Origin of the sequence: Pseudomonas sp. SLBN-26 (assembly GCF_006715895.1) — a bacterium.
GTDB classification, from domain to species: domain Bacteria; phylum Pseudomonadota; class Gammaproteobacteria; order Pseudomonadales; family Pseudomonadaceae; genus Metapseudomonas; species Metapseudomonas otitidis.
Genome location: NZ_VFOB01000001.1, coordinates 2,344,871 through 2,366,167, shown reverse-complemented (window position 1 = coordinate 2,366,167; position 21,297 = coordinate 2,344,871). Strand labels below are relative to the sequence as shown.

The following is a 21,297-nucleotide window of genomic DNA, read 5'->3' as shown; positions in this document are numbered from 1 at the left end:
GAGGTAGGCGGCAGGCCCCCGGGGCAACCCACCTGTGAGAATCTTGGAGATAAAAACAATGAAAAGCTTCAAACAACTGGCTCTCGCCGCTGCTGTGCTCGCTGCTCCGTTCATGGCCCAGGCTGATTTGAAAGCCATGGATGACTCCGCCCTCTCGGGCGTCACCGGTCAGGATGGCATCAGCATCTCCGGTAACTTCAACGGCACCATCGGCAGCGTCGTCTACACCGACAAGGAAGGCTCCGCTTCCGGCAGCCTGCGCCTGGATACCATCGCCTTCACCGGCTTCAACATCTCCGACAGCGCCCCGATCCTGGTCGACGTGATCGACGGCGGTGCCGGCGGCAACGACAAGCTGCAGATCACCCTGCCGACCATCACCGGTCAGCTCAGCGTCGGCGCCATCCGCATGGGTGATGCCACTGCTGCCAGCATCGGCTCCCTGGCCGTCAACGACATGAACCTGGCCGGCACCACCATCAAGGTCTGGGGTCACTGATCCGCGCGCTCGACCTGTAGTCCGGAAGGTCCCGTCGAGCCCCGTCGGCGGGGCCTTCCTTGTCGCAAGTCCTGATTCGGAACGGCAATGATCGAGATACTGGTTGGCAGCCTGCTGGGCCTGTTCGGCTTCACCCAGGCCGTGGACACCAAGCCGCAGCCCCAGGGTTCCGTGAACCTGACGCAGTCGCTCGCGCCCAACGGTCCTTACCGGGAGACCGTGAACATCGAGCCGATGAGTCAGTTGCAGTTCCGCAATGTGATCCGCCAGGCGTACGACTACAGCTGTGGCTCGGCCGCATTGACCAGCCTGCTGGACTACTACCTGGGGCGTAACCTGCAGGAGCGCCAGGTGATGGAGGGGCTGCTGCGCTATGGCGAGGCGGACAAGATCGTCGAGCGGAGGGGGTTCTCCCTGCTGGACATGAAGCGCTTCGTCACCGCCCTGGGCTACAAGAGCGGCGGTTTCCGCGCCGAATTCGAGGACCTCGACAAGCTGGAGCACCCGGCGCTGGTCCCGATCCACTACGGCGGTTTCAAGCATTTCGTGGTGGTGCGCGACGTCTACAACGATCACGTGTTCATCGCTGACCCTGCCCTGGGGAACATCAGCTTCACCCGCACCCGATTCGAAGAAGTGTGGGACCAGAACGTGCTGTTCGTGATCTACCCGACCGGTGCGGAACCGCGTAACGCGATGGCCCTGACCGAGCGCGACCTGCGCCTGGTGGATGACAGGACCATCAGCCTCCTGGCGTTCCAGCAGTTTCCGCAGATCACCAAGTTCACCGAAAACCAGTTGGACGAGTTGGGCTCGGGAGGCGATATCCGTTACTACCGACGCAAGTGAGCGTGCCGTCGGCAGGCCGTCCCGGCCAGTAAAAAGAAGAACCCGCATAAGTTAGAAAAATAACCAGGGGACCGTGCCATGGGAGTGAGGGGTTATGCATGGCTGGCCATGCTGGCGCTGGGCGCCTGCGGGCCGCTGTGGGCCGAGGAGAGCTCGGTGGACGACGCGCGTGAGGCGCTGAGCAAGAAGGACGGTGACGCCGACAGCGCCAAGGCGCTGGAGCAGGTGTTCCAGGCATCGGAGAAGAGCTACACGCTGCTGAAGAAGGGCGAGCGCACGCTCACCTACGGCTTCGACTACTCGCTGACCCGGGATGTGCAGATCGAGCAGGTGCGCACCGGGAACAACGTGTACAGCGTGATCCCGCGCAGCGAGGCCCAGCACACCTTCACCAACTCCTTCACCTTCGACTACGGCGTCTGGGACAACCTCACCTTCAGCGTGCGGTTGCCTTTCATCGCCAAGTACGACACCGAGCGTGACGTGAACGTCTACAGCCTGGGCGATGTGTCCGCCAGCCTGCGCTGGCAGCCCTGGTCGGCCACCCGTGGCAAGCCGGTCACCACGCTGTTCGCCACCCTCGGCCTGCCCACCGGCGAGAGCCCCTACGACATCAACCGCGAGTCGGACCTCTCCACCGGCAACGGCTACTACAGCCTGGGCGTGGGGGCCAACACCTCCTATGTGATCGACCCGGTCGTGCTGTTCGGCTCGGTCGGCTACACCTACAACATGCCGGTGCACAACATCCACCAGAACGTCGGCGGACGAGAACTGGTGGACGTGGATCCGGGCGGCACCCTGTCCATGAGCATGGGGTTCGCCTACGCGCTGTCCTATGACGTCTCCCTGGCCACCTCCTACCAGATGGCCTACAACACGAGCCCTACCTACACCTTCTCCGACGGCAACAAGGCCGAAGGCAGCGAGCAGACCAGCGCGGTCATGAACTTCTCGCTCGGCCTGCGGACCTCGCCGGACTACATCGTCAACATCAACGCCGGCTTCGGCATGACCGAGGACTCCCCGGACGTGATGCTCGGGTTCTCCGTTCCCCTGGACATCAAAGGCCTGAAGGCCCAGTAACCGGCGAGGCGACGACATGACGATGCGTATTTCGCCGCTGGCCTTGGCGCTGGCGGGGGTAGGGCTCGGTTGGGCGAGTGGCGTACAGGCGCAGTTGGCCAACGACCTGACCATCGGCAACCCCAAGGCCATGGCCATGGCCAATGCCGTGACGGCCGACTCCACCGGGATCGATGCGGTGCACTACAACCCGGCGGCCCTGGTCAAGCTCAAGGGCCGGCAGACCACGGTGAAGGTGATCGCCGGGGTGATGGACATCCGCGCCAAGTTCGATGCGCCCGCCGACTACGGCTTCTTCGGCTACAAGAACGACAGCGTGGCCGGCGCCAGCAGCCGCACCCTGACCCCGGCCATGTACCTGCCCGGCATGGGCGGCATGACCGACATGCCGCTGCTGGCAGCCCCGCTGGCGGGGCTGTCGATCAACCCGCCGGGCTCCAAGTTCACCTTCGCCACCAACGTCTACGCGCCCATGGCGCTGGGCTACTCACGGGACTCGGACAGCGACCCGGCGCGCTTCCAGGGGCGCCAGGTGGCGATCCAGCGCATCACCTACTTCTCGCCCTCGGTGGGCTACCAGGTGAACGACGAGCTGGCCCTGGGGCTGTCGGTGGGTTTCTCCCACCAGGCCATGGCGCTCAACGAGGATTTCCGTGCACCGGGGATGCTTACCGGTCTCGCGGCCATGGCCCACGACGTGCTGTGCAAACCGGGTCTGGGTGACATGATCGGCCCCATCTTCAACGTCTGCGGCGGGCGCATCGGCCCCTTCGACTCGCTCGCCAACCTGGACCTGGACATGCAGGAGTCGCTGTCGCCCACCTGGAACATCGGCGTGCTCTGGGAGCCCACCGACTGGTTCGCTTGGGGCGCCACCTACCAGAGCGAGGCCCGCATGCACCTGCAGGGCAAGTACCGGGTGGACTACTCCAAGGAATGGCAAGGGTTCTGGAGCGGCTTCCAGTCGGCGGTGTTCGGCCAGATCCTCAGCCCGCTGTTCCCGTATGGGCGTACCGACGAGGAGACCGGCAACGCGACGCTGACCATGACCTACCCGGACAATTTCTCCACCGGGATCAAGATCAAGCCGTTCGAGCGCTGGCAGTTCAACTTCGACCTGAAGTGGTCCGGCTACAGCGACTGGAACGACTTCGAGATCGAGTTCGACCGCGAACTGGACATGCTGCGCATCGCCAAGACCTTTGGGGGCGGCAAGGCCACGGCCACCAGCATCACCCTGGACCGCGGCTACCGCGACACCTGGAGCTGGGCAGTGGGGGCGCAGTACGACGTGACCGACCGCCTGGCCCTGCGCGCCGGCTACGAGTTCCGCCCCTCGGCCATTCCGGACGACAAGGCCGACGTGCTGGCACCCATCGGCGATGCCCATCTCTACGGGCTCGGCCTGGGCTACCGCTGGGACAAGGACACCACCATCGACCTGGGGATGAACTACTTCGTCACCACCCAGCGGACCCCCGCTGGCGAGAGCTGCAACATGAACTGCGTTGGCCTGGACAAGATGGTCTACAACCCCTACGCCGGGATGAACGTGGAGACCTCGGTCAAGGCGCTGATCATGGCATTCACCTACACGACGACCTTCTGATGAAGACGCTCATCCCCGTCCTGCTCGCCTTCTCCATCCTGCCGACGGCCCAGGCCAGCGGCGGGCGCTACCTGACCTGGATCGACGACAGCGGCCGCGTGCACAACAGCTTCGTCGACGACCGCTACAGCCAGCAGCAGCAGGAGGCGGCCCGGCGCGTCAGCCGCAGCGACCTGGAGCGGCTGAAGGAGCAGGGCGCGGCCGGCTGGGGCGCGGCGGGTGGCGAGCAGAAGCGTCGCTACTTCACCTGGGTGGATGCCAGCGGCAACCTGCAGAACAGCTTCTACGCCGCCGGCCAGGTGCCGGCGGGCCAGCGTGACTACCTGCTGCCCAGCGGGCACCGCGCGGGCGAGTACATCGATGCCGATGTGCTGGAAGGGCGCGGCTACTCCCGCCCGGAGAACGGCACCGGTTACTACACCTGGGTGGACGACCAGGGGCGCACCCACAACTCGCCGGTGCCGCCGAAGGACGGCACCAGGGCGGTGGCCAGCGTCGGCCAGCCAGTGGCCTACACCGAAAGCCGCGAGGTGGTGTTCGAGCGCAAGGCGCCGATCCTTCCGGCCCTGGACGGGCAACCCAACGAAGCCATGAAGGCCCTGCTGGAAGGCAGCGAGGAGCGCAGCCGCGTGCTCTACCAGGAGCTGGTGGACCAGTGCTGCGGCCAGTTGTCCGATTCGGCCTTCACCGAGCTGTCCACCGAGGAACCGCGCTACGAGGAGCTGAACCGCTTCTCGCCGAGCTTCACCTTCCCCATGGGGCGCAGCTACTACGCCGCCGTGCGCCTGCCGCGCTCGGGGCGGGAGTACGGCTTGCGCATCCGCAGCTTCGCCAATCGCCAGGTGGTCTACCCGTCGATCCTCTTCCTCGACGAGGCCAAGCGGCCGACCCGATTGGTGAGCGACGCGGTGTACCAGCTCCACGGCGAGACCTGGTACCGCTACGCCTACATCGAAGGCACCGTGCAGGTCCGCGCCAACCAGGGCGAGCGCTATGCCCTGTTGCTCACCACCGACGAAGACCGCGCGGTGAAGACCCTGGACAACAAGCCCTACAAGCGCCCACTGCAGGACCTCTCCCTGAACGAGACCGGGATGCAGGTGCATGAGCACTCGGATGAGGGGGCGTTCGAGCTGGCCATCGTGCGGTAGTGCTTGCCGCTCGGTGGCCGAGTGCGGCCCCCATGAAAAAGCCCGGTATCGAGCCGGGCTTTTTCATGGGGGCGGGGCGGGTCAGATTTCCGTCGGCCGTACGTTGCCGAACAGCGCCTGGGAAAAGCGCACGCGCTCTTCCGGGGACTCCTGGATGCCCTTGGCCTTCAGCTCTTCGAGGCGGGCCTCGACGGCATGGGCGCGGTGGGTCAGGCCGCAGTCGTTGGCGATCTGGATGTTCAGGCCCGGACGGGCGTTGAGTTCCAGGATCAGCGGGCCCTTGTCCACGTCCAGCACCATGTCCACGCCGATGTAGCCCAGGCCGCACAGCTCGTAGCAACCGGCCGCCAGCTTCATGAAGCCGTCCCAGTTGGGCAGCTGCACGCCGTCCACCGCGTTGGTGGTGTCCGGGTGCTTGGCGATCTTGTTGTTCAGCCAGGTGCCGCGCAGGGTGATGCCGGTGGCGAGGTCGACGCCCACGCCGATGGCGCCCTGGTGCAGGTTGGCCTTGCCGCTGGACTGGCGGGTGGGCAGGCGCAGCATCGCCATCACCGGGTAGCCCATCAGCACGATGATGCGGATGTCCGGCACGCCTTCGTAGCTGATGCTCTTGAAGATCGGGTCCGGGGTCACGCGGTACTCGATCAGCGCGCGGTCGCGGTGCCCGCCGAGGGAGTAGAGGCCGGTGAGGATCGAGGAGATCTGATGCTCGATCTCCTCGTGGCTGATGATCTTGCCGGAGACGGTCTTGTAGCGGCCTTCGAAGCGGTCGGCGATCACCAGGATGCCGTCGCCACCGGCGCCCTGCGCCGGCTTGATCACGAAGTCGTTGCGCTCGCCGATGATCTCGTCGAGCTTGTCGATCTCCTTCTCGGTGGAAATGATCCCGTACATCTCGGGTACGTGGATCCCCGCCTCGATGGCGCGCTGCTTGGTGATGATCTTGTCGTCGACGATCGGGTACAGGTGCCGTTTGTTGTACTTCAGCACGTAGTCCGCGTTGCGTCGGTTGATGCCCATGATCCCTTTGGCTTCAAGGGCTTTCCACGTCTTGATCAGGCCGAACATGGGCTCAGTCCTTCACGAAGGCTTTGAAGCGGAACAGTTCGGTCAGGCGGTAGCCGCGGTAGCGACCCATCGCCAGCATGAAGCCCACCAGGATCAGCAGCACCGCCGGGAAGGTGAAGATGAAGTAGGTCAGCTCCGGCACGGTCATCAGCAGGTGCGCCAGGGTGGCGGCGAACAGCGTACCGATGGCGACCTTGAAGGCATGGCCACCGCCGCGCTCTTCCCAGGTGATGGACAGGCGCTCGATGGTCATGGTCAGGATCACCATCGGGAACAGGGCGACGGACAGGCCGCGCTCCAGGCCGAGCTTGTGGCTGAGCAGGCTGATCACCGCGATGAGGATCACCACGAACGTCAGTACCACCGACAGGCGCGGCAGCATCTGCAGCTTGAGGTGCTCCAGGTAGGAGCGCAGCGACAGGCCCAGCGCCGTGATGATGGTGAACAGGGCGATGCCGAAGCCCAACTGGGTCTCGCGGAAGGCCAGGGCGATCAGCACCGGGGTGAAGGTGCCGAGGGTCTGTAGGCCACCTAGGTTGCGCAGGATGAGGATCACCAGCACGCCGATCGGGATCATGATCATGATCTGGTAGGTCTGCTGGGTCTGCAGCGGCAGGCCGTACAGGGAGTATTCGAGGAAGTCGGCGTCGGTGTTCTCGTCAGTCAGCTTGGCCAGGCGGATGGCGTTCATCTCGCTGTTGTTCAGGCTGAAGGTCACCTGGGCCTTCTTGCCGCCGTCGACGGTGATCAGCGGCTCGTCGCCGGTCCACCACACCAGACGGTCACCCGGCAGGCCCTGCTGGCCGGTCTCGGGGTTGAAGTAGAGCCAGCTCTCGCCGTTGAAGCTGCGCAGCCAGAGCTCGGGGCTCTGCGGCTGGTCGGCGGCCAGGCGGATGGTGTGCACGCGCTCCATCGGGACGTGGGCGATGGACAGCAGCAGTTCGATGACCTTGGCCTTGTTCGGCGTGCCGGCGTCGCCGCCGAGCAGCAGCTTGACGTTGTCATCGTTGACGTTGTTGACGCGCTTGATGGTCTCGCTGATGAAGGTCTCGACGTCCGCCGAGTGCTGGCGGATGGGGGCCAGCAGGGCTTCGGCGGCGATCTTCTCGGCGCCTTCCACCGGGATGCTGTCGCGGAAGATCGGCCCCTTGTCCTTGGGCTTCTCGCCGCTGTAGCGCTTGGTCAGCACCAGACGGTAGTAGAGGGTCTGGTTGCCACTGGCACGGCGGGCGGACCAGGTCACCTTGCGGTTGCCGTCCACGCGGTTGATGCTCACGCCGTAGTTGTTGGAGATGAAGCTCTCGTTGAGGCTGACGTAGTCCCGGTTCAGCGGCGGCACGAACATCTGCACCTTGATCGGGTCGCGCGGGCTGGCCTGGAATTCGACCTTGGCGTCGATGTTCCAGAGGTCGTCGGTCTCATCCTCGGTGATCGGGATGCCCTGAATGAAGATCTGGTAGGCCGTTATCAGAACGCCCAGGGTCACCAGCAGGGTGATGAGGACTTTCAGATGCAGGGTAAGAGAGCGCATGTGAGTTACTCGGCAGCGTTTGCGTCAGTGGCACAGCCGGGTTGGCCGGCAGCGTATTTAAGGCTCGGGTCGACCAGTGCATCGAAGCGCTTGAGTGCCTCGGAACCGATCAGGAGCGGGTATTGGAAAGCGCTTCGGTCGGTGAGGTTCACTTCGATCCGCCGCAGGGCGCCGCCCATGCACACGTCCAGCTCGATGACCGGGCGTGCGGTGTAACGGTTGTCGTCTTCCTCGGGGTCGTAGTCGCCGGCACGCCGCTTGATCTTGCTGATGCGCGCCAGGGGGCGCTCGATCGGGTGGGCGTGGGCGTCGTCGATGGCCAGGTAGAAGCGTACCCACGACTCTCCGTTCTTCTTGAAACGCTTGATGTCGCGGGCGCTGAGGGAGGCGGTCTTGGCCCCGGTGTCCAGCTTGGCGGCGATCACCAGGTCAAGGTCGGAAAGGCGGGCGTATTCGTTCAGACCGTAGACGGTCTTGCCGTTGGCGAGGCTGAGGCCTGGCAGGCTCGCCAGGCACAGGAGCAGGGCTAGTGGCTTGTAAGTCATGGGTCCTTGGATGCGGTTCGGGATCCTGATGCCCGGCGCAAGGACCATGGCCCCGGCGTCTGGCGAAAGAGTCTAGCAAGCAAAACGGTGGCGCCTCGCCAGGCGCATGAGGCGCGCATTCTAGCATGTGGGTTTTCTGCGGCGACAGACGGCCCGCGCGCTTTGTGAAGGCGGTGGCGCCTTTATATGAATTTTTCGCGACACTCGACCATTGTCGACAATGTGGGTCTTTGGTTTGACAGTAAATGGCCTTGGGCGTACTTTTCGGTGCGTCTGAAATTGAATGTGTCGACAATCATGGCTGCCACCCTGGAAACTCCCCTGGCTGTGACCGAAGACTCGGAAACCCTCTCCGAGCACGTCTTCCGTCGTATCCAGGCCGCCATCATCCGGGGCGAGATTGCGCCGGGCAGCAAGATCTCCGAGCCGGAGCTGGCGCGCACCTACGGCATCAGCCGCGGCCCGCTGCGCGAGGCCATCCATCGTCTGGAAGGGCAGAAGCTGCTGGTGCGCGTGCCCCATGTCGGCGCGCGGGTGGTGTCGCTGAGCCCCACCGAGCTGATCGAGCTGTACGAGATCCGCGAGTCCCTCGAAGGCATGGCCTGCCGCCTGGCTGCCGAGCGCATGACCCAGGCGGAGATCGACGAACTGCGCCGGGTGCTGGATACCCATGAGCGCGATGAGGCCTTCCAGGCCGGGCGTGGCTACTACCAGCAGGAAGGCGACTTCGACTTCCACTACCGGATCATCCAGGGCAGCGGCAACCAGACCCTGACCCGCATGCTCTGCGGCGAGCTGTACCAACTGGTGCGCATGTACCGCATCCAGTTCTCCGCCACGCCGAACCGCCCGCGCCAGGCCTTTGCCGAACACCACCGCATTCTCGACGCCATCGCCGACCGAGACGGCGAGCTGGCCGAGTTGCTGATGCGCCGTCACATCGGCGCCTCCAAGCGAAACATCGAGCGCCACTACGGCTCCCAGAACGGGCAGGACGCGCTCGCCAACCCCTCCCACACCCGAGGTGATTCATGACCCAGCTCTCCGCCGGCCAGCGTTTCCGCCAGGCCCTTGCCGAAGAAAGCCCGCTGCAGGTGATCGGTGCGATCAACGCCAACCATGCGCTGCTGGCCAAGCGTGCCGGTTTCCGTGCCATCTACCTCTCCGGTGGTGGCGTGGCGGCCGGCTCCCTGGGCCTGCCGGACCTGGGCATCAACACCCTGGACGACGTGCTCACCGACGTGCGCCGCATCACCGATGTCTGCGACCTGCCGCTGCTGGTGGACATCGACACCGGCTTCGGCCCGAGCGCCTTCAACATCGAGCGCACGGTGAAGAGCCTGATCAAGGCCGGTGCCGCCGCGGCGCACATCGAGGACCAGGTGGGCGCCAAGCGCTGCGGCCACCGCCCGGGCAAGGAAATCGTCTCCTGCGAGGAGATGGTCGACCGCGTGCGCGCCGCCGCTGACGCCCGGACTGATCCGGACTTCTTCCTCATCGCCCGCACCGATGCCATCCAGGCCGAGGGCGTGGACGCCGCCATCGAGCGCTGCCAGCGCTATGTGGAGGCCGGCGCCGACGGCATCTTCGCCGAGGCCGCCTACGACCTGCCCACCTACGCGCGTTTCGTCAAGGAACTGAACGTGCCGGTGCTGGCCAACATCACCGAGTTCGGCGCCACCCCGCTGTTCACCCGTGACGAGCTGGCCTCGGTTGGCGTGGCCATCCAGCTCTACCCGCTGTCGGCCTTCCGCGCGGCGAACAAGGCGGCGGAAACCGTGTACACCGCCATTCGCCAGAGCGGCCACCAGAAGGACGTGATCGAGCTGATGCAGACCCGCGCGGAGCTGTATGACCGCATCGGCTACCACGCCTTCGAGCAGAAGCTCGACGCGCTGTTCGCCGCCGGCAAGAAGTAGAACCAGCAAGGTCGTAGGGTGGGCTTCAGCCCACCGTGTCAGCGCTGTTGGTGGGCTGAAGCCGATCGCCGCCCGGCCCACCCTGCTCAGTGCGCAACAGAACAAAAAGACTCGAGGAGATACCGATGAGCACCACCGAAACCACCACTCCGGGCTTCAAGCCGAAGAAATCCGTGGCCCTTTCCGGCACCGCCGCCGGCAACACCGCCCTGTGCACCGTTGGCCGTACCGGCAACGACCTGCACTACCGGGGCTACGACGTGCTGGATTTCGCCAACCGCTGCGAATTCGAAGAGATCGCCCACCTGCTGGTCCACGGCAAGCTGCCCAACGTCGCCGAACTGGCCGGCTACAAGGCCAAGCTGAAGGCCCTGCGCGGCCTGCCCGCTGGCGTCAAGGCCGCGCTTGAGCAGTTGCCGCCTTCCGCCCACCCGATGGACGTGATGCGCACCGCCGTCTCCGTGCTGGGCTGCCTGTCGCCGGAGAAGGACGACCACAACCACCCCGGCGCCCGCGACATCGCCGACAAGCTGATGGCCTCCCTGGGTTCCGCGCTGCTGTACTGGTACCACTACAGCCACAACGGCAAGCGCATCGAGGTGGAGACCGACGACGACTCCATCGGCGGCCACTTCCTGCACCTGCTGCATGGCGAGAAGCCCCGCGAATCCTGGGTGCGCGCCATGCACACCTCGCTGAACCTGTACGCCGAGCACGAGTTCAACGCCTCTACCTTCACCTCGCGGGTGATCGCCGGCACCGGCTCGGACATGTACTCCTGCATCGCCGGCGCCATCGGCGCCCTGCGCGGGCCCAAGCATGGCGGCGCCAACGAGGTGGCCTTCGAAGTGCAGAAGCGCTATGACAGCCCGGATGAGGCCGAGGCCGACATCCGCGCCCGTGTCGAGAAGAAGGAAGTGATCATCGGCTTCGGCCACCCGGTCTACACCGTCTCCGACCCGCGCAACAAGGTGATCAAGGAAGTGGCCCGCGAGCTCTCCGTGGAGCAGGGCAACACCAAGATGTTCGACATCGCCGAGCGCCTGGAAAGCACCATGTGGGAAATCAAGAAGATGTTCCCCAACCTCGATTGGTTCAGCGCCGTCAGCTACCACATGATGGGCGTGCCCACCGCCATGTTCACCCCGCTGTTCGTGATCGCCCGCACCTCGGGCTGGTCCAGCCACGTCATCGAACAGCGCATCGACGGCAAGATCATCCGCCCGAGCGCCAACTACACAGGCCCCGAAGACCTGAAGTTCGTGCCGCTCAAGGACCGTAAATAACAATGACCACGACCGTGAACAGCCACTACCGCAAGCGCTTGCCCGGCACCGCGCTGGATTACTTCGACGCCCGCGAGGCGGTCGAGGCGATCCAGGCCGGCGCCTGGGACAAGCTCCCCTACACCTCCCGCGTGCTGGCCGAGCAGCTGGTGCGCCGTTGCGAGCCCGCCGACCTGACCGCATCGCTGGAGCAGCTGGTTTATCGTAAGCGCGACCTGGATTTCCCCTGGTACCCGGCGCGCGTGGTCTGCCACGACATCCTCGGGCAGACCGCGCTGGTGGACCTGGCCGGCCTGCGTGATGCCATCGCCGAGCAGGGCGGGGACCCGTCCAAGGTCAACCCGGTGGTGCCGACCCAGTTGATCGTCGACCACTCCCTGGCCGTCGAGGCCCCGGGCTTCGACCCGGACGCCTTCGAGAAGAACCGCGCCATCGAGGACCGCCGCAACGAGGACCGCTTCCACTTCATCGACTGGACGAAAACCGCGTTCAAGAACGTCGACGTGATCCCTGCCGGGAACGGGATCATGCACCAGATCAACCTGGAGAAGATGAGCCCGGTGATCCAGGCGCGGGGCGGCATCGCCTTCCCCGACACCTGCGTCGGCACCGACTCGCACACGCCGCACGTGGACGCCCTGGGCGTGATCGCCATCGGCGTCGGCGGCCTGGAAGCCGAAACCGTGATGCTCGGCCACCCGTCGATGATGCGCCTGCCCGACATCGTCGGTGTCGAACTGACCGGCAAGCGTCAGCCCGGAATCACCGCCACCGACATCGTCCTGGCGATCACCGAGTTCCTGCGCAAGGAGCGCGTGGTGGGCGCCTACGTCGAGTTCTTCGGCGAGGGGGCGGACAGCCTATCCATCGGCGACCGCGCGACCATCTCCAACATGTGCCCGGAATACGGCGCCACCGCCTCGATGTTCTACATCGACGAGCAGACCATCGACTACCTCAAGCTCACCGGCCGCGAGCCCGAGCAGGTGGCGCTGGTGGAGAACTACGCCAAGACCTTGGGGCTGTGGAGCAGCGCGCTGAAGACCGCCGAGTACGAGCGCGTGCTGAGCTTCGACCTGGGCAGCGTGGTGCGCAACATGGCCGGCCCGTCCAACCCGCACCGCCGCCTGCCGACCTCGGCGCTGGCCGAGCGCGGCATCGCCGACGAGGCCAAGCTGCAGGCCGGTCGTGACGAAGAGGCGAAGGGCCTGATGCCCGATGGCGCGGTGATCATCGCTGCCATCACCAGCTGCACCAACACCTCCAACCCGCGCAACGTGATCGCCGCCGGTCTGGTGGCGAAGAAGGCCAATGCCCTCGGCCTGGTGCGCAAGCCCTGGGTGAAGACCTCCTTCGCGCCGGGCTCCAAGGTCGCCAAGCTGTACCTGGAGGAAGCCGGCCTGCTACCGGAGCTGGAGAAGCTCGGCTTTGGCATCGTCGCCTACGCCTGCACCACCTGTAACGGCATGTCCGGCGCGCTGGACCCGGTGATCCAGAAGGAGATCATCGACCGTGACCTGTACGCCACCGCCGTGCTTTCGGGCAACCGCAACTTCGACGGGCGCATCCACCCCTACGCCAAGCAGGCCTTCCTCGCCTCGCCACCGCTGGTGGTGGCCTATGCCATCGCCGGCACCGTGCGCTTCGACATCGAGCAGGACCCGCTGGGCACCGATACCCAGGGCAACCCCGTCACGCTGAAGGACCTGTGGCCGAGCGACGAGGAGATCGACGCCATCGTCGCCGCCTCGGTGAAGCCCGAGCAGTTCAAGCAGATCTACATCCCGATGTTCGACCTGGGCAGCGTGCAGGAGGCGGAAAGCCCGCTGTACGACTGGCGTCCGATGTCCACCTACATCCGCCGTCCCCCGTACTGGGAAGGCGCGCTGGCCGGCGAGCGCACGCTCAAGGGCATGCGGCCGTTGGCGATCCTGCCGGACAACATCACCACCGACCACCTGTCGCCGTCCAACGCCATCCTGGCGGACTCGGCCGCCGGCGAGTACCTGGCGAAAATGGGCCTACCGGAGGAGGACTTCAACTCCTACGCCACCCACCGTGGCGACCACCTGACGGCCCAGCGCGCCACCTTCGCCAACCCGCAGCTGGTCAACGAGATGGCCGTGGTCGACGGGCAGGTGAAGAAGGGCTCGCTGGCCCGCGTGGAGCCGGAAGGCCAGGTGATGCGCATGTGGGAAGCCATCGAGACCTACATGAACCGCAAGCAGAACCTGATCATCGTCGCTGGTGCCGACTACGGACAGGGCTCGTCCCGCGACTGGGCGGCCAAGGGCGTGCGCCTGGCGGGTGTGGAAGTGATCGTGGCCGAGGGCTTCGAGCGCATCCACCGGACCAACCTGGTGGGCATGGGCGTGCTGCCGGTGGAGTTCAAGCCGGGCACCACGCGCCTGACCCTGGGCCTGGACGGCACCGAGACCTACGACGTCGAAGGCGACATTTCGCCGCGCTGCGACCTGACCCTGGTGGTCAATCGCCGCAACGGCGAGGTGGTGCGGGTGCCGGTGACCTGCCGCCTGGACACCGCCGCCGACGTCAGCGTGTACAAGGCCGGTGGCGTGCTGCAGCGCTTTGCCAGGGACTTCCTCAAGGGCGAGGTCGCCTGACTGCGCAGGGTGGAGGGCGCCTCATCCATCCACCGTGGTACTTGCCAATGGTGGATGGAAAAAGCGCCATCCACCCTACGGCTCATTGATTGAAGGCTTAGCCCGGATGACATACGGGCCATTTCTCAGGACTGCACTCATGGCTCATCTGCCGCAAGTGAAAATCCCCGCCACCTACATCCGTGGCGGCACCAGCAAGGGCGTGTTCTTCCGCCTGCAGGACCTGCCCGAGGCCTGCCAGGTGCCGGGCGAGGCCCGTGACCGGCTGTTCATGCGGGTGATCGGCAGCCCCGATCCCTACGCCGCGCACATCGACGGCATGGGCGGGGCGACCTCCAGCACCAGCAAGTGCGTGATCCTGTCGAAGAGCAGCCAGCCAGGGCACGATGTCGACTACCTCTACGGGCAGGTCTCCATCGACAAGGCCTTCGTCGACTGGAGCGGCAACTGCGGCAATTTGTCCACCGCGGCGGGCGCCTTCGCCATTCATGCCGGGCTGGTGGACCCGTCACGTATTCCGGCCAACGGCACCTGCGTGGTGCGTATCTGGCAGGCCAATATCCAGAAAACCATCATCGCCCACGTACCGGTCACCAACGGCCAGGTGCAGGAAACCGGCGACTTCGAGCTGGATGGGGTGACCTTCCCGGCGGCGGAGATCGTGCTGGAGTTCCTCGACCCGTCGGATGACGGCGAGGAGGGCGGCTCGATGTTCCCCACCGGCAACCTGGTGGATGAGCTGGACGTGCCGGGCGTCGGCACCTTCAAGGCGACCCTGATCACCGCCGGCATTCCCACGGTGTTCGTCAACGCCGAGGACATCGGCTACACCGGCACCGAGCTGCGCGAGGCCATCAATGGCGACCCCGAGGCGCTGGCGCGCTTCGAGAAGATCCGCGTCGCCGGCGCGCTGCGCATGGGGCTGATCAAGTCCCCCGAAGAGGCGCTGACCCGCCAGCACACGCCGAAGGTCGCGTTCGTCGCGCCGCCCAGGGACTATCAGGCCTCCAGCGGCAAGACGGTGAAGGCCGACGAGATCGACCTGCTGGTGCGGGCGCTGTCCATGGGCAAGCTGCACCACGCGATGATGGGCACGGCGGCGGTGGCCATCGGCACCGCGGCGGCCATCCCCGGGACCCTGGTGAACCTGGCCGCCGGCGGTGGCGAGCGCACGGCGGTACGTTTCGGACACCCTTCAGGCACCCTGCGCGTGGGCGCCGAAGCCCGGCAGGTGGACGGCCAGTGGCAGGTGACCAAGGCAATCATGAGCCGCAGCGCGCGGATATTGATGGAAGGCTGGGTGCGGGTGCCGGGCGACAGTTTCTGAGTCGCTCAGTGCTGGCTGGTACCCAGCAACAGGCCGCCGGCGCCGACAAAGAAGGCGCCGGTGGTGCGGTTGAGGTTGCGCACGCCGCGGGCGCTACGAATCAGGCGGCGAATCTGCAGGCCGAACAGTGCATAGAGCAACGAAGCCGCATATTCGGCCAGCAGATAGGTCGTGCCCAGGTAGAGAAACTGTTCGGCGGCCGGCTGATCGGGGCGGATGAACTGCGGGAAGATCGCCGCGAACAGCAGGATGGCCTTGGGATTGCTGATGCCGATGAGAAACTCCTGGCGCATCGCCAGCCACAAGGTGCGTCTTGATTGCGTCGGGCTTTGCTGTTCGTCCAGGGCGAAGGCGCGGCTACGCCAGGCGCTGACGCCCAGGTAGAGCAGGTAGGCAGCGCCGACCCACTTGACCGCGCTGAACAGCTGTTCGGAGGCCATCAGCATGGCGCCGAGGCCGACCGCCGAAATGAGCAGGAAGAAGGCGAACGCAATCACTCGCCCTGTGGTGGCCAGTACGGCGGTCGCCATGCCGTGGCGGATGCCGTTGTTCATCGCGCAGAAGTTGTTGGGGCCCGGCGTGATCGCGATCAGCAGCGCGATCGGGGCGAACAGCAGGGCATCGTTGAGGGTCATGACGGGCTCGTGACAGATTACTTGAGGCGGCGCTCAACGCCTTTTTCGACGAGGATCTTCGCGGAAATCTCCTCCACCGAGAAATGGGTGGAGTTGATGTAGGCGATGTTTTCCCGGCGGAACAGGTTTTCCACCTCGCGCACCTCGAATTCGCACTGGGCGAAGCTCGCGTAGCGGCTGTTGGGCTTGCGTTCGTTGCGGATGGCGGTGAGGCGGTCGGGGTCGATGGTCAGGCCGAACAGCTTGTGCTTGTAGGGGCGCAGGGCATTGGGAAGCTGCAGGCGCTCCATGTCCTCTTCGGTCAGCGGGTAGTTGGCCGCGCGGATGCCGTACTGCATCGCCATGTACAGGCAGGTGGGCGTTTTGCCGCAGCGCGACACGCCGACCAGAATCAGGTCGGCCTTGTCGTAGTAGTGGGTGCGGGCACCGTCGTCGTTGTCCAGCGCGAAGTTCACCGCCTCGATGCGCTCCATGTAGTTGGAGTTGTGGGCGATGGAGTGGGACTTGCCCACGGAGTACGAGGAATGGGAGGTGAGCTCCTGTTCCAGCGGCGCGAGGAAGGTCGAGAAGATGTCGATCATGAAGCCGTTGGAGGTCGCGAGAATTTCCCGGATCTCCTTGTTCACGATGGTGTCGAAGATAATCGGTCGCGCCCCGTCTGCCTCGGCAGCCTTATTGATTTGCTGTACCATGGCGCGCGCTTTTTCCACGCTGTCGATGTAGGGCCGCGTGAGCTTTGCGAACGTGATGGTTTCGAACTGCGCCAGCAGGCTCTGTCCGAGGGTTTCAGCGGTAATGCCGGTACCGTCGGAGATGAAAAAAGCGGTTCGTTTCATGCGCCAAAGGCCTTAAGTCGGGAACGATTCTTGGCTATCATAGGTCCGTTTTGCTGGCCTGAAGCCGGCCTGCATTGTGACTCATTTTTCCGGCACCATGCCAGAACGCGGCGGAACCGCTCCGCCCAGCTATTCCAACAGATAGTGGAGAGATCACCTTGGTAGAGTACGTAGTTTCCCTCGATAAGCTCGGCGTCCACGATGTTGAGCATGTGGGGGGCAAGAACGCATCCCTGGGCGAGATGATCAGCAATCTGGCGGGTGCTGGGGTTTCCGTTCCCGGTGGTTTCGCCACGACTGCCCAGGCCTACCGTGACTTCCTCGAGCAGAGCGGCCTGAACGATCGCATCCACGATGCGCTGGACAAGCTCGACGTGGATGACGTCAACGCGCTGGCCAAGACCGGTGCCGAGATCCGCCAGTGGGTCATGGATGCCGAGTTCCCGGCGCGCCTGGACGCTGAAATCCGTGCGGCGTTCGCTGAAATGGCCGCTGGCAACGAGAACATGGCCGTGGCCGTGCGCTCCTCCGCCACCGCCGAAGACCTGCCGGATGCCTCCTTCGCCGGCCAGCAGGAGACCTTCCTCAACATCCGTGGCGTGGACAACGTGATCCGTGCCGCCAAGGAAGTTTTCGCCTCCCTCTTCAATGACCGTGCCATCGCCTACCGCGTGCACCAGGGCTTCGACCACAAGCTGGTCGCCCTGTCCGCCGGTGTGCAGCGCATGGTGCGTTCGGAAACCGGCACGGCCGGCGTGATGTTCACCCTGGACACCGAGTCCGGCTTCCGTGACGTGGTGTTCATCACCGGCGCCTACGGCCTCGGCGAGACCGTGGTGCAGGGCGCGGTGAACCCGGACGAGTTCTACGTGCACAAGCACACCCTGGAAGCCGGCCGCCCCGCGATCCTGCGTCGCAACCTGGGCAGCAAGGCGATCAAGATGGTCTATGGCGACGAAGCCAAGGCCGGCAAGTCGGTGAAGACCGTCGATGTCGACCGTGCCGACCGCGCCCGCTTCTGCATCACCGATGCCGAAGTCACTGAGCTGGCCAAGCAGGCCATGATCATCGAGAAGCACTACGGCCGTCCGATGGACATCGAATGGGCCAAGGACGGTGACGACGGCAAGCTGTACATCGTGCAGGCCCGCCCCGAGACCGTTAAGAGCCGCGCCAGCGCCACCGTGATGGAACGCTACCTGCTGAAGGAAAAGGGCACCGTCCTGGTGGAAGGCCGCGCCATCGGCCAGCGCATCGGCGCCGGCCCGGTGAAGGTGATCCACGACGTTTCCGAGATGGACAAGGTCCAGCCGGGCGACGTGCTGGTCTCCGACATGACCGACCCGGACTGGGAGCCGGTGATGAAGCGCGCCAGCGCCATCGTCACCAACCGTGGCGGCCGTACCTGCCATGCTGCGATTATCGCCCGTGAGCTGGGCATCCCGGCTGTCGTGGGCTGCGGCAACGCCACCCAGGTGCTGAAGGACGGCCAGGGCGTGACCGTTTCCTGTGCCGAGGGCGACACCGGCTTCATCTTCGAAGGCCAGCTGGGCTTCGACGTGCGCAAGAACTCCGTCGACGCCATGCCGGAGCTGCCGTTCAAGATCATGATGAACGTCGGCAACCCCGACCGTGCCTTCGACTTCGCGCAGCTGCCGAACGAGGGCGTGGGCCTGGCCCGCCTGGAGTTCATCATCAACCGCATGATCGGCGTGCACCCCAAGGCGCTGTTGAACTTCGCCGGCCTGCCGCCGGAGATCAAGGAAAGCGTCGAGAAGCGCATCGCCGGCTACGACGATCCGGTCGGCTTTTACGTCGAGAAGCTGGTCGAAGGCATCAGTACCCTGGCTGCGGCCTTCTGGCCGAAGAAGGTCATCGTCCGCCTGTCGGACTTCAAGTCCAACGAATACGCCAACCTGATCGGCGGCAAGCTGTACGAGCCCGAGGAAGAGAACCCCATGCTGGGCTTCCGTGGCGCCTCCCGTTACATCAGCGAGTCGTTCCGCGATTGCTTCGAGCTGGAATGCCGCGCGCTGAAGAAGGTGCGCAACGAGATGGGCCTGACCAACGTCGAGATCATGGTGCCCTTCGTCCGTACCCTGGGCGAGGCGAGCCAGGTGATCGATCTGCTGGCCCACTATGGCCTCAAGCGCGGTGAGAACGGCCTGCGCATCATCATGATGTGCGAGCTGCCGTCCAATGCCCTGCTGGCCGAGGAGTTCCTGGAGTTCTTCGATGGCTTCTCCATCGGCTCCAACGACATGACCCAGCTGACCCTGGGCCTGGACCGCGACTCCGGCATCATTGCCCACCTGTTCGACGAGCGTAATCCGGCGGTGAAGAAGCTCTTGTCCAACGCCATCGCCGCGTGCAACAAGGCGGGCAAGTACATCGGCATCTGTGGCCAGGGCCCGTCGGACCACCCGGATCTGGCCAAGTGGCTGATGGAGCAGGGCATCGAGAGCGTCTCCCTCAACCCCGACTCCGTGCTCGACACCTGGTTCTTCCTGGCCGAAGGCCAAGCCTGATCCCGAACGGCAACCGGAAAAAGGGCGGGTCATCACCCGCCCTTTTTCGTGCAAGTAGTTTTCATGCAAAGCAGCAGTCTTCTTTTCCCGGTGGCCCTGGTTGGCGCCGAACTCCGTGGGGACCTCACGGAAGACCTCTATCGCCTCAAGCCCGGCAACAGCCCTGATCCCAGCGTCGAGCTGGTGGTTACGCGCCTGGGCCTGTACGGGCGTGAAGGGCAGCGCGGTATCCCCGTGGTACTGGTACACGGCAGCTTCTCCAATCGCCGCTTCTGGTACTCGCCGCGTGGCCTGGGCCTGGGGCCTTTCCTGGCCAGGGCGGGTTTCGATGTGTGGATCGTCGAGATGCGCGGCCATGGTCTTTCCCCTCGCAACCAGGCCTACCGACACAACCGGGTGGCTGATTACGCCCGCTACGACTTGCCGGCCATTGGCGCCTTCGTGCGCGAGCAGTCCGGATCGCCCGCCCATTGGGTGGGGCATTCCCTGGGCGGAGTGACCCTGGCTGCTGCGCTGGGAGGTGGCTACCTCGACGAGGAGACTGCGGCGTCCGCTGCCCTGTTCGGCAGCCAGATCAGCCGGGTCTATTGGCCCCTCAAGGTTCCGCCGGTGGAGTGGCTGGGGCGTTTCCTGCTCAAGCGCTTCGAGGTGCTCTCCGGTTCCGGTCTCAAGCGCGGGCCCGAGGATGAGCCCATCGGCGTCGGGCTGGAGAATCTCCGCTGGCACGGCCTGTTCGGGCGTTTCGGTGATGCCGAGCGGGATTGGTGGAAGGGGCTGGCGGATGTCCGCATCCCGGTGCTGGCCGTGGGCTCGGCCGGGGACCACCAGGACCCGGCGTGGGCCTGCCGGAAGCTGCTCGACCAGTTCGGCAGCGAGGTCCGTGAGTTCCTTTGCCTGTCCCGCGAGGGCGGCTTCGCCGAGGACTACGGTCATGTGGAGATGCTGGTGAGCAAGTCGGCGCAGCAGGAGGTCTGGCCGCTCGTCGAGCACTGGCTCTTGCATCGCAGCCTACCGGCGCTGCCAGATCAGGCTGTGCCCGCCTGAGCGTGGAGTTTCTTCGGTTATATGAAACCGATTGCAATTGATTGTCGCTGAACCGCTGGCCAACGCCCCGGAAAGACGCCGTAACGGCGGTGCTGCGCCCTTGCGCGGCGCTCGCCTCGTCGGTAGGGTGCTGCGCTGTTCCCGCCACGGGATCGCCTTCGACCTGGAATGCGCTGGTGCATGCGCTGTGCACCGCTTTCCGCTGCCAGGACGGTGAACGTGACGGCCCCGATCTCTAGACCCGCAAGGAGCCACGCCATGCAATACGTCACCCCTGATCTGTGCGATGCCTACCCTGACCTGGTACAGGTCGTCGAGCCGATGTTCAGCAACTTCGGCGGTCGCGATTCCTTCGGCGGCGAAATCGTCACCATCAAGTGCTTCGAGGACAACTCGGTGGTCAAGGAGCAGGTCGACCAGCCCGGCCAGGGCAAGGTCCTGGTGGTGGACGGCGGTGGCTCACTGCGCCGCGCGCTGCTGGGCGACATGCTCGCCGAGAAGGCCGCGAAGAATGGCTGGGAAGGCATCGTGGTGTATGGCTGCATCCGTGATGTGGACGTGATCGCCCAGACCGACCTGGGTGTCCAGGCGCTGGCCAGTCACCCGATGAAGACCGACAAGCGCGGCATCGGCGACCTGAATGTGGCGGTCACCTTTGGTGGCGTGACCTTCCGCCCGGGGCAGTACCTGTATGCCGACAACAACGGCATCATCGTGTCCCCCGAACCGCTGAAGATGCCCGAGTAACCGGGCAGGTGGC

18 protein-coding genes are annotated in these 21,297 nt (G+C 65.1%); 13 read left to right on the top strand and 5 right to left on the bottom strand.

Annotated features, from left to right (window positions below):
* Window positions 1-58 precede the first annotated feature (58 nt).
* From FBY21_RS10785 to FBY21_RS10765, 5 genes are all read left to right on the top strand, one after another.
* On the top strand, window positions 59-499 hold the full coding sequence (locus FBY21_RS10785) for a DUF6160 family protein (RefSeq protein WP_044401583.1): 441 nt from the start codon (window positions 59-61) through the stop codon (window positions 497-499).
* 87 nt (window positions 500-586) lie between these two features.
* Complete coding sequence (locus FBY21_RS10780) at window positions 587-1,348, top strand: C39 family peptidase (protein ID WP_044401586.1); 762 nt, start codon at window positions 587-589, stop codon at window positions 1,346-1,348.
* 78 nt (window positions 1,349-1,426) lie between these two features.
* A complete protein-coding gene (locus FBY21_RS10775) occupies window positions 1,427-2,434 on the top strand; it encodes a flagellar protein FilC (protein ID WP_044401589.1) in 1,008 nt (335 codons plus the stop codon).
* Between the two features lie 16 nt (window positions 2,435-2,450).
* Entirely contained in the window at window positions 2,451-4,043 is a 1,593-nt protein-coding gene (locus tag FBY21_RS10770; RefSeq protein WP_174244727.1) for an outer membrane protein transport protein, read from the top strand.
* Complete coding sequence (locus FBY21_RS10765) at window positions 4,043-5,194, top strand: MalM family protein (RefSeq protein ID WP_074968780.1); 1,152 nt, start codon at window positions 4,043-4,045, stop codon at window positions 5,192-5,194. The genes FBY21_RS10770 and FBY21_RS10765 overlap by 1 nt, the downstream gene beginning before the upstream one ends.
* Before the next feature lie 81 nt (window positions 5,195-5,275).
* On the opposite strand, the gene FBY21_RS10760 is transcribed toward FBY21_RS10765, so the two are convergent.
* From FBY21_RS10760 to FBY21_RS10750, 3 genes are read right to left on the bottom strand one after another with little or no spacing between them, the layout of a single operon-like run.
* A complete protein-coding gene (locus FBY21_RS10760) occupies window positions 5,276-6,262 on the bottom strand; it encodes an alpha-L-glutamate ligase-like protein (protein WP_142010918.1) in 987 nt (328 codons plus the stop codon).
* A gap of 4 nt (window positions 6,263-6,266) precedes the next feature.
* The gene (locus FBY21_RS10755) at window positions 6,267-7,793 is read right to left on the bottom strand and encodes an inactive transglutaminase family protein (protein WP_044401600.1); all 1,527 of its coding nucleotides are present in this window, start codon (window positions 7,791-7,793) and stop codon (window positions 6,267-6,269) included.
* Between the two features lie 5 nt (window positions 7,794-7,798).
* The gene (locus tag FBY21_RS10750; RefSeq protein WP_044401603.1) at window positions 7,799-8,338 is read right to left on the bottom strand and encodes an ATP-dependent zinc protease; all 540 of its coding nucleotides are present in this window, start codon (window positions 8,336-8,338) and stop codon (window positions 7,799-7,801) included.
* Between the two features lie 297 nt (window positions 8,339-8,635).
* Between FBY21_RS10750 and FBY21_RS10745 the strand changes: the two genes are divergently transcribed.
* The 5 genes from FBY21_RS10745 (at window position 8,636) to prpF (ending at window position 15,494) form a co-directional block, all read left to right on the top strand.
* Window positions 8,636-9,373, top strand: a complete 738-nt coding sequence (locus tag FBY21_RS10745; protein WP_044401606.1) for a GntR family transcriptional regulator — start codon at window positions 8,636-8,638, stop codon at window positions 9,371-9,373.
* Window positions 9,370-10,257: a methylisocitrate lyase gene (prpB, locus tag FBY21_RS10740; protein WP_142010915.1), complete on the top strand. Its 888-nt coding sequence runs from the start codon at window positions 9,370-9,372 to the stop codon at window positions 10,255-10,257. The genes FBY21_RS10745 and prpB overlap by 4 nt, the downstream gene beginning before the upstream one ends.
* A gap of 125 nt (window positions 10,258-10,382) precedes the next feature.
* Window positions 10,383-11,543, top strand: a complete 1,161-nt coding sequence (gene prpC / locus FBY21_RS10735) for a 2-methylcitrate synthase (RefSeq protein WP_074968784.1) — start codon at window positions 10,383-10,385, stop codon at window positions 11,541-11,543.
* Between the two features lie 14 nt (window positions 11,544-11,557).
* Entirely contained in the window at window positions 11,558-14,167 is a 2,610-nt protein-coding gene (gene acnD, locus FBY21_RS10730; RefSeq protein ID WP_174244757.1) for a Fe/S-dependent 2-methylisocitrate dehydratase AcnD, read from the top strand.
* A 139-nt stretch (window positions 14,168-14,306) separates the two neighbouring features.
* Window positions 14,307-15,494 carry a 2-methylaconitate cis-trans isomerase PrpF gene (gene prpF, locus FBY21_RS10725; RefSeq protein WP_142010911.1) on the top strand — a complete coding sequence of 396 codons (1,188 nt, stop codon included), beginning with the start codon at window positions 14,307-14,309 and terminating at the stop codon, window positions 15,492-15,494.
* A 5-nt stretch (window positions 15,495-15,499) separates the two neighbouring features.
* On the opposite strand, the gene FBY21_RS10720 is transcribed toward prpF, so the two are convergent.
* Window positions 15,500-16,129 carry a LysE family translocator gene (locus FBY21_RS10720; protein WP_044401621.1) on the bottom strand — a complete coding sequence of 210 codons (630 nt, stop codon included), beginning with the start codon at window positions 16,127-16,129 and terminating at the stop codon, window positions 15,500-15,502.
* Window positions 16,130-16,146: 17 nt separating this feature from the next.
* Window positions 16,147-16,965 (bottom strand): pyruvate, water dikinase regulatory protein, encoded by an 819-nt coding sequence (locus FBY21_RS10715; protein ID WP_044401624.1) that lies wholly within the window; start codon window positions 16,963-16,965, stop codon window positions 16,147-16,149.
* 158 nt (window positions 16,966-17,123) lie between these two features.
* On the opposite strand from FBY21_RS10715, the gene ppsA reads away from it, so the two are divergent.
* The 3 genes from ppsA to rraA all read left to right on the top strand — a co-directional run bounded on the left by ppsA (window position 17,124) and on the right by rraA (window position 21,284).
* Window positions 17,124-19,493: a phosphoenolpyruvate synthase gene (gene ppsA, locus FBY21_RS10705; protein ID WP_044401628.1), complete on the top strand. Its 2,370-nt coding sequence runs from the start codon at window positions 17,124-17,126 to the stop codon at window positions 19,491-19,493.
* Window positions 19,494-19,556: 63 nt separating this feature from the next.
* On the top strand, window positions 19,557-20,537 hold the full coding sequence (locus FBY21_RS10700; protein ID WP_142010909.1) for an alpha/beta fold hydrolase: 981 nt from the start codon (window positions 19,557-19,559) through the stop codon (window positions 20,535-20,537).
* Window positions 20,538-20,795: 258 nt separating this feature from the next.
* Window positions 20,796-21,284 carry a ribonuclease E activity regulator RraA gene (gene rraA, locus FBY21_RS10695; protein WP_074968794.1) on the top strand — a complete coding sequence of 163 codons (489 nt, stop codon included), beginning with the start codon at window positions 20,796-20,798 and terminating at the stop codon, window positions 21,282-21,284.
* Window positions 21,285-21,297 lie beyond the last annotated feature (13 nt).

Coding starts and splice junctions, on each gene's coding strand:
- FBY21_RS10785 (WP_044401583.1), top strand. CDS start 59: ATGAAAAGCTTCAAACAACTGGCTCTCGCCGCTGCTGTGCTCGCTGCT.
- FBY21_RS10780 (WP_044401586.1), top strand. CDS start 587: ATGATCGAGATACTGGTTGGCAGCCTGCTGGGCCTGTTCGGCTTCACC.
- FBY21_RS10775 (WP_044401589.1), top strand. CDS start 1,427: ATGGGAGTGAGGGGTTATGCATGGCTGGCCATGCTGGCGCTGGGCGCC.
- FBY21_RS10770 (WP_174244727.1), top strand. CDS start 2,451: ATGACGATGCGTATTTCGCCGCTGGCCTTGGCGCTGGCGGGGGTAGGG.
- FBY21_RS10765 (WP_074968780.1), top strand. CDS start 4,043: ATGAAGACGCTCATCCCCGTCCTGCTCGCCTTCTCCATCCTGCCGACG.
- FBY21_RS10760 (WP_142010918.1), bottom strand. CDS start 6,262: ATGTTCGGCCTGATCAAGACGTGGAAAGCCCTTGAAGCCAAAGGGATC.
- FBY21_RS10755 (WP_044401600.1), bottom strand. CDS start 7,793: ATGCGCTCTCTTACCCTGCATCTGAAAGTCCTCATCACCCTGCTGGTG.
- FBY21_RS10750 (WP_044401603.1), bottom strand. CDS start 8,338: ATGACTTACAAGCCACTAGCCCTGCTCCTGTGCCTGGCGAGCCTGCCA.
- FBY21_RS10745 (WP_044401606.1), top strand. CDS start 8,636: ATGGCTGCCACCCTGGAAACTCCCCTGGCTGTGACCGAAGACTCGGAA.
- prpB (WP_142010915.1), top strand. CDS start 9,370: ATGACCCAGCTCTCCGCCGGCCAGCGTTTCCGCCAGGCCCTTGCCGAA.
- prpC (WP_074968784.1), top strand. CDS start 10,383: ATGAGCACCACCGAAACCACCACTCCGGGCTTCAAGCCGAAGAAATCC.
- prpF (WP_142010911.1), top strand. CDS start 14,307: ATGGCTCATCTGCCGCAAGTGAAAATCCCCGCCACCTACATCCGTGGC.
- FBY21_RS10720 (WP_044401621.1), bottom strand. CDS start 16,129: ATGACCCTCAACGATGCCCTGCTGTTCGCCCCGATCGCGCTGCTGATC.
- FBY21_RS10715 (WP_044401624.1), bottom strand. CDS start 16,965: ATGAAACGAACCGCTTTTTTCATCTCCGACGGTACCGGCATTACCGCT.
- FBY21_RS10700 (WP_142010909.1), top strand. CDS start 19,557: ATGCAAAGCAGCAGTCTTCTTTTCCCGGTGGCCCTGGTTGGCGCCGAA.
- rraA (WP_074968794.1), top strand. CDS start 20,796: ATGCAATACGTCACCCCTGATCTGTGCGATGCCTACCCTGACCTGGTA.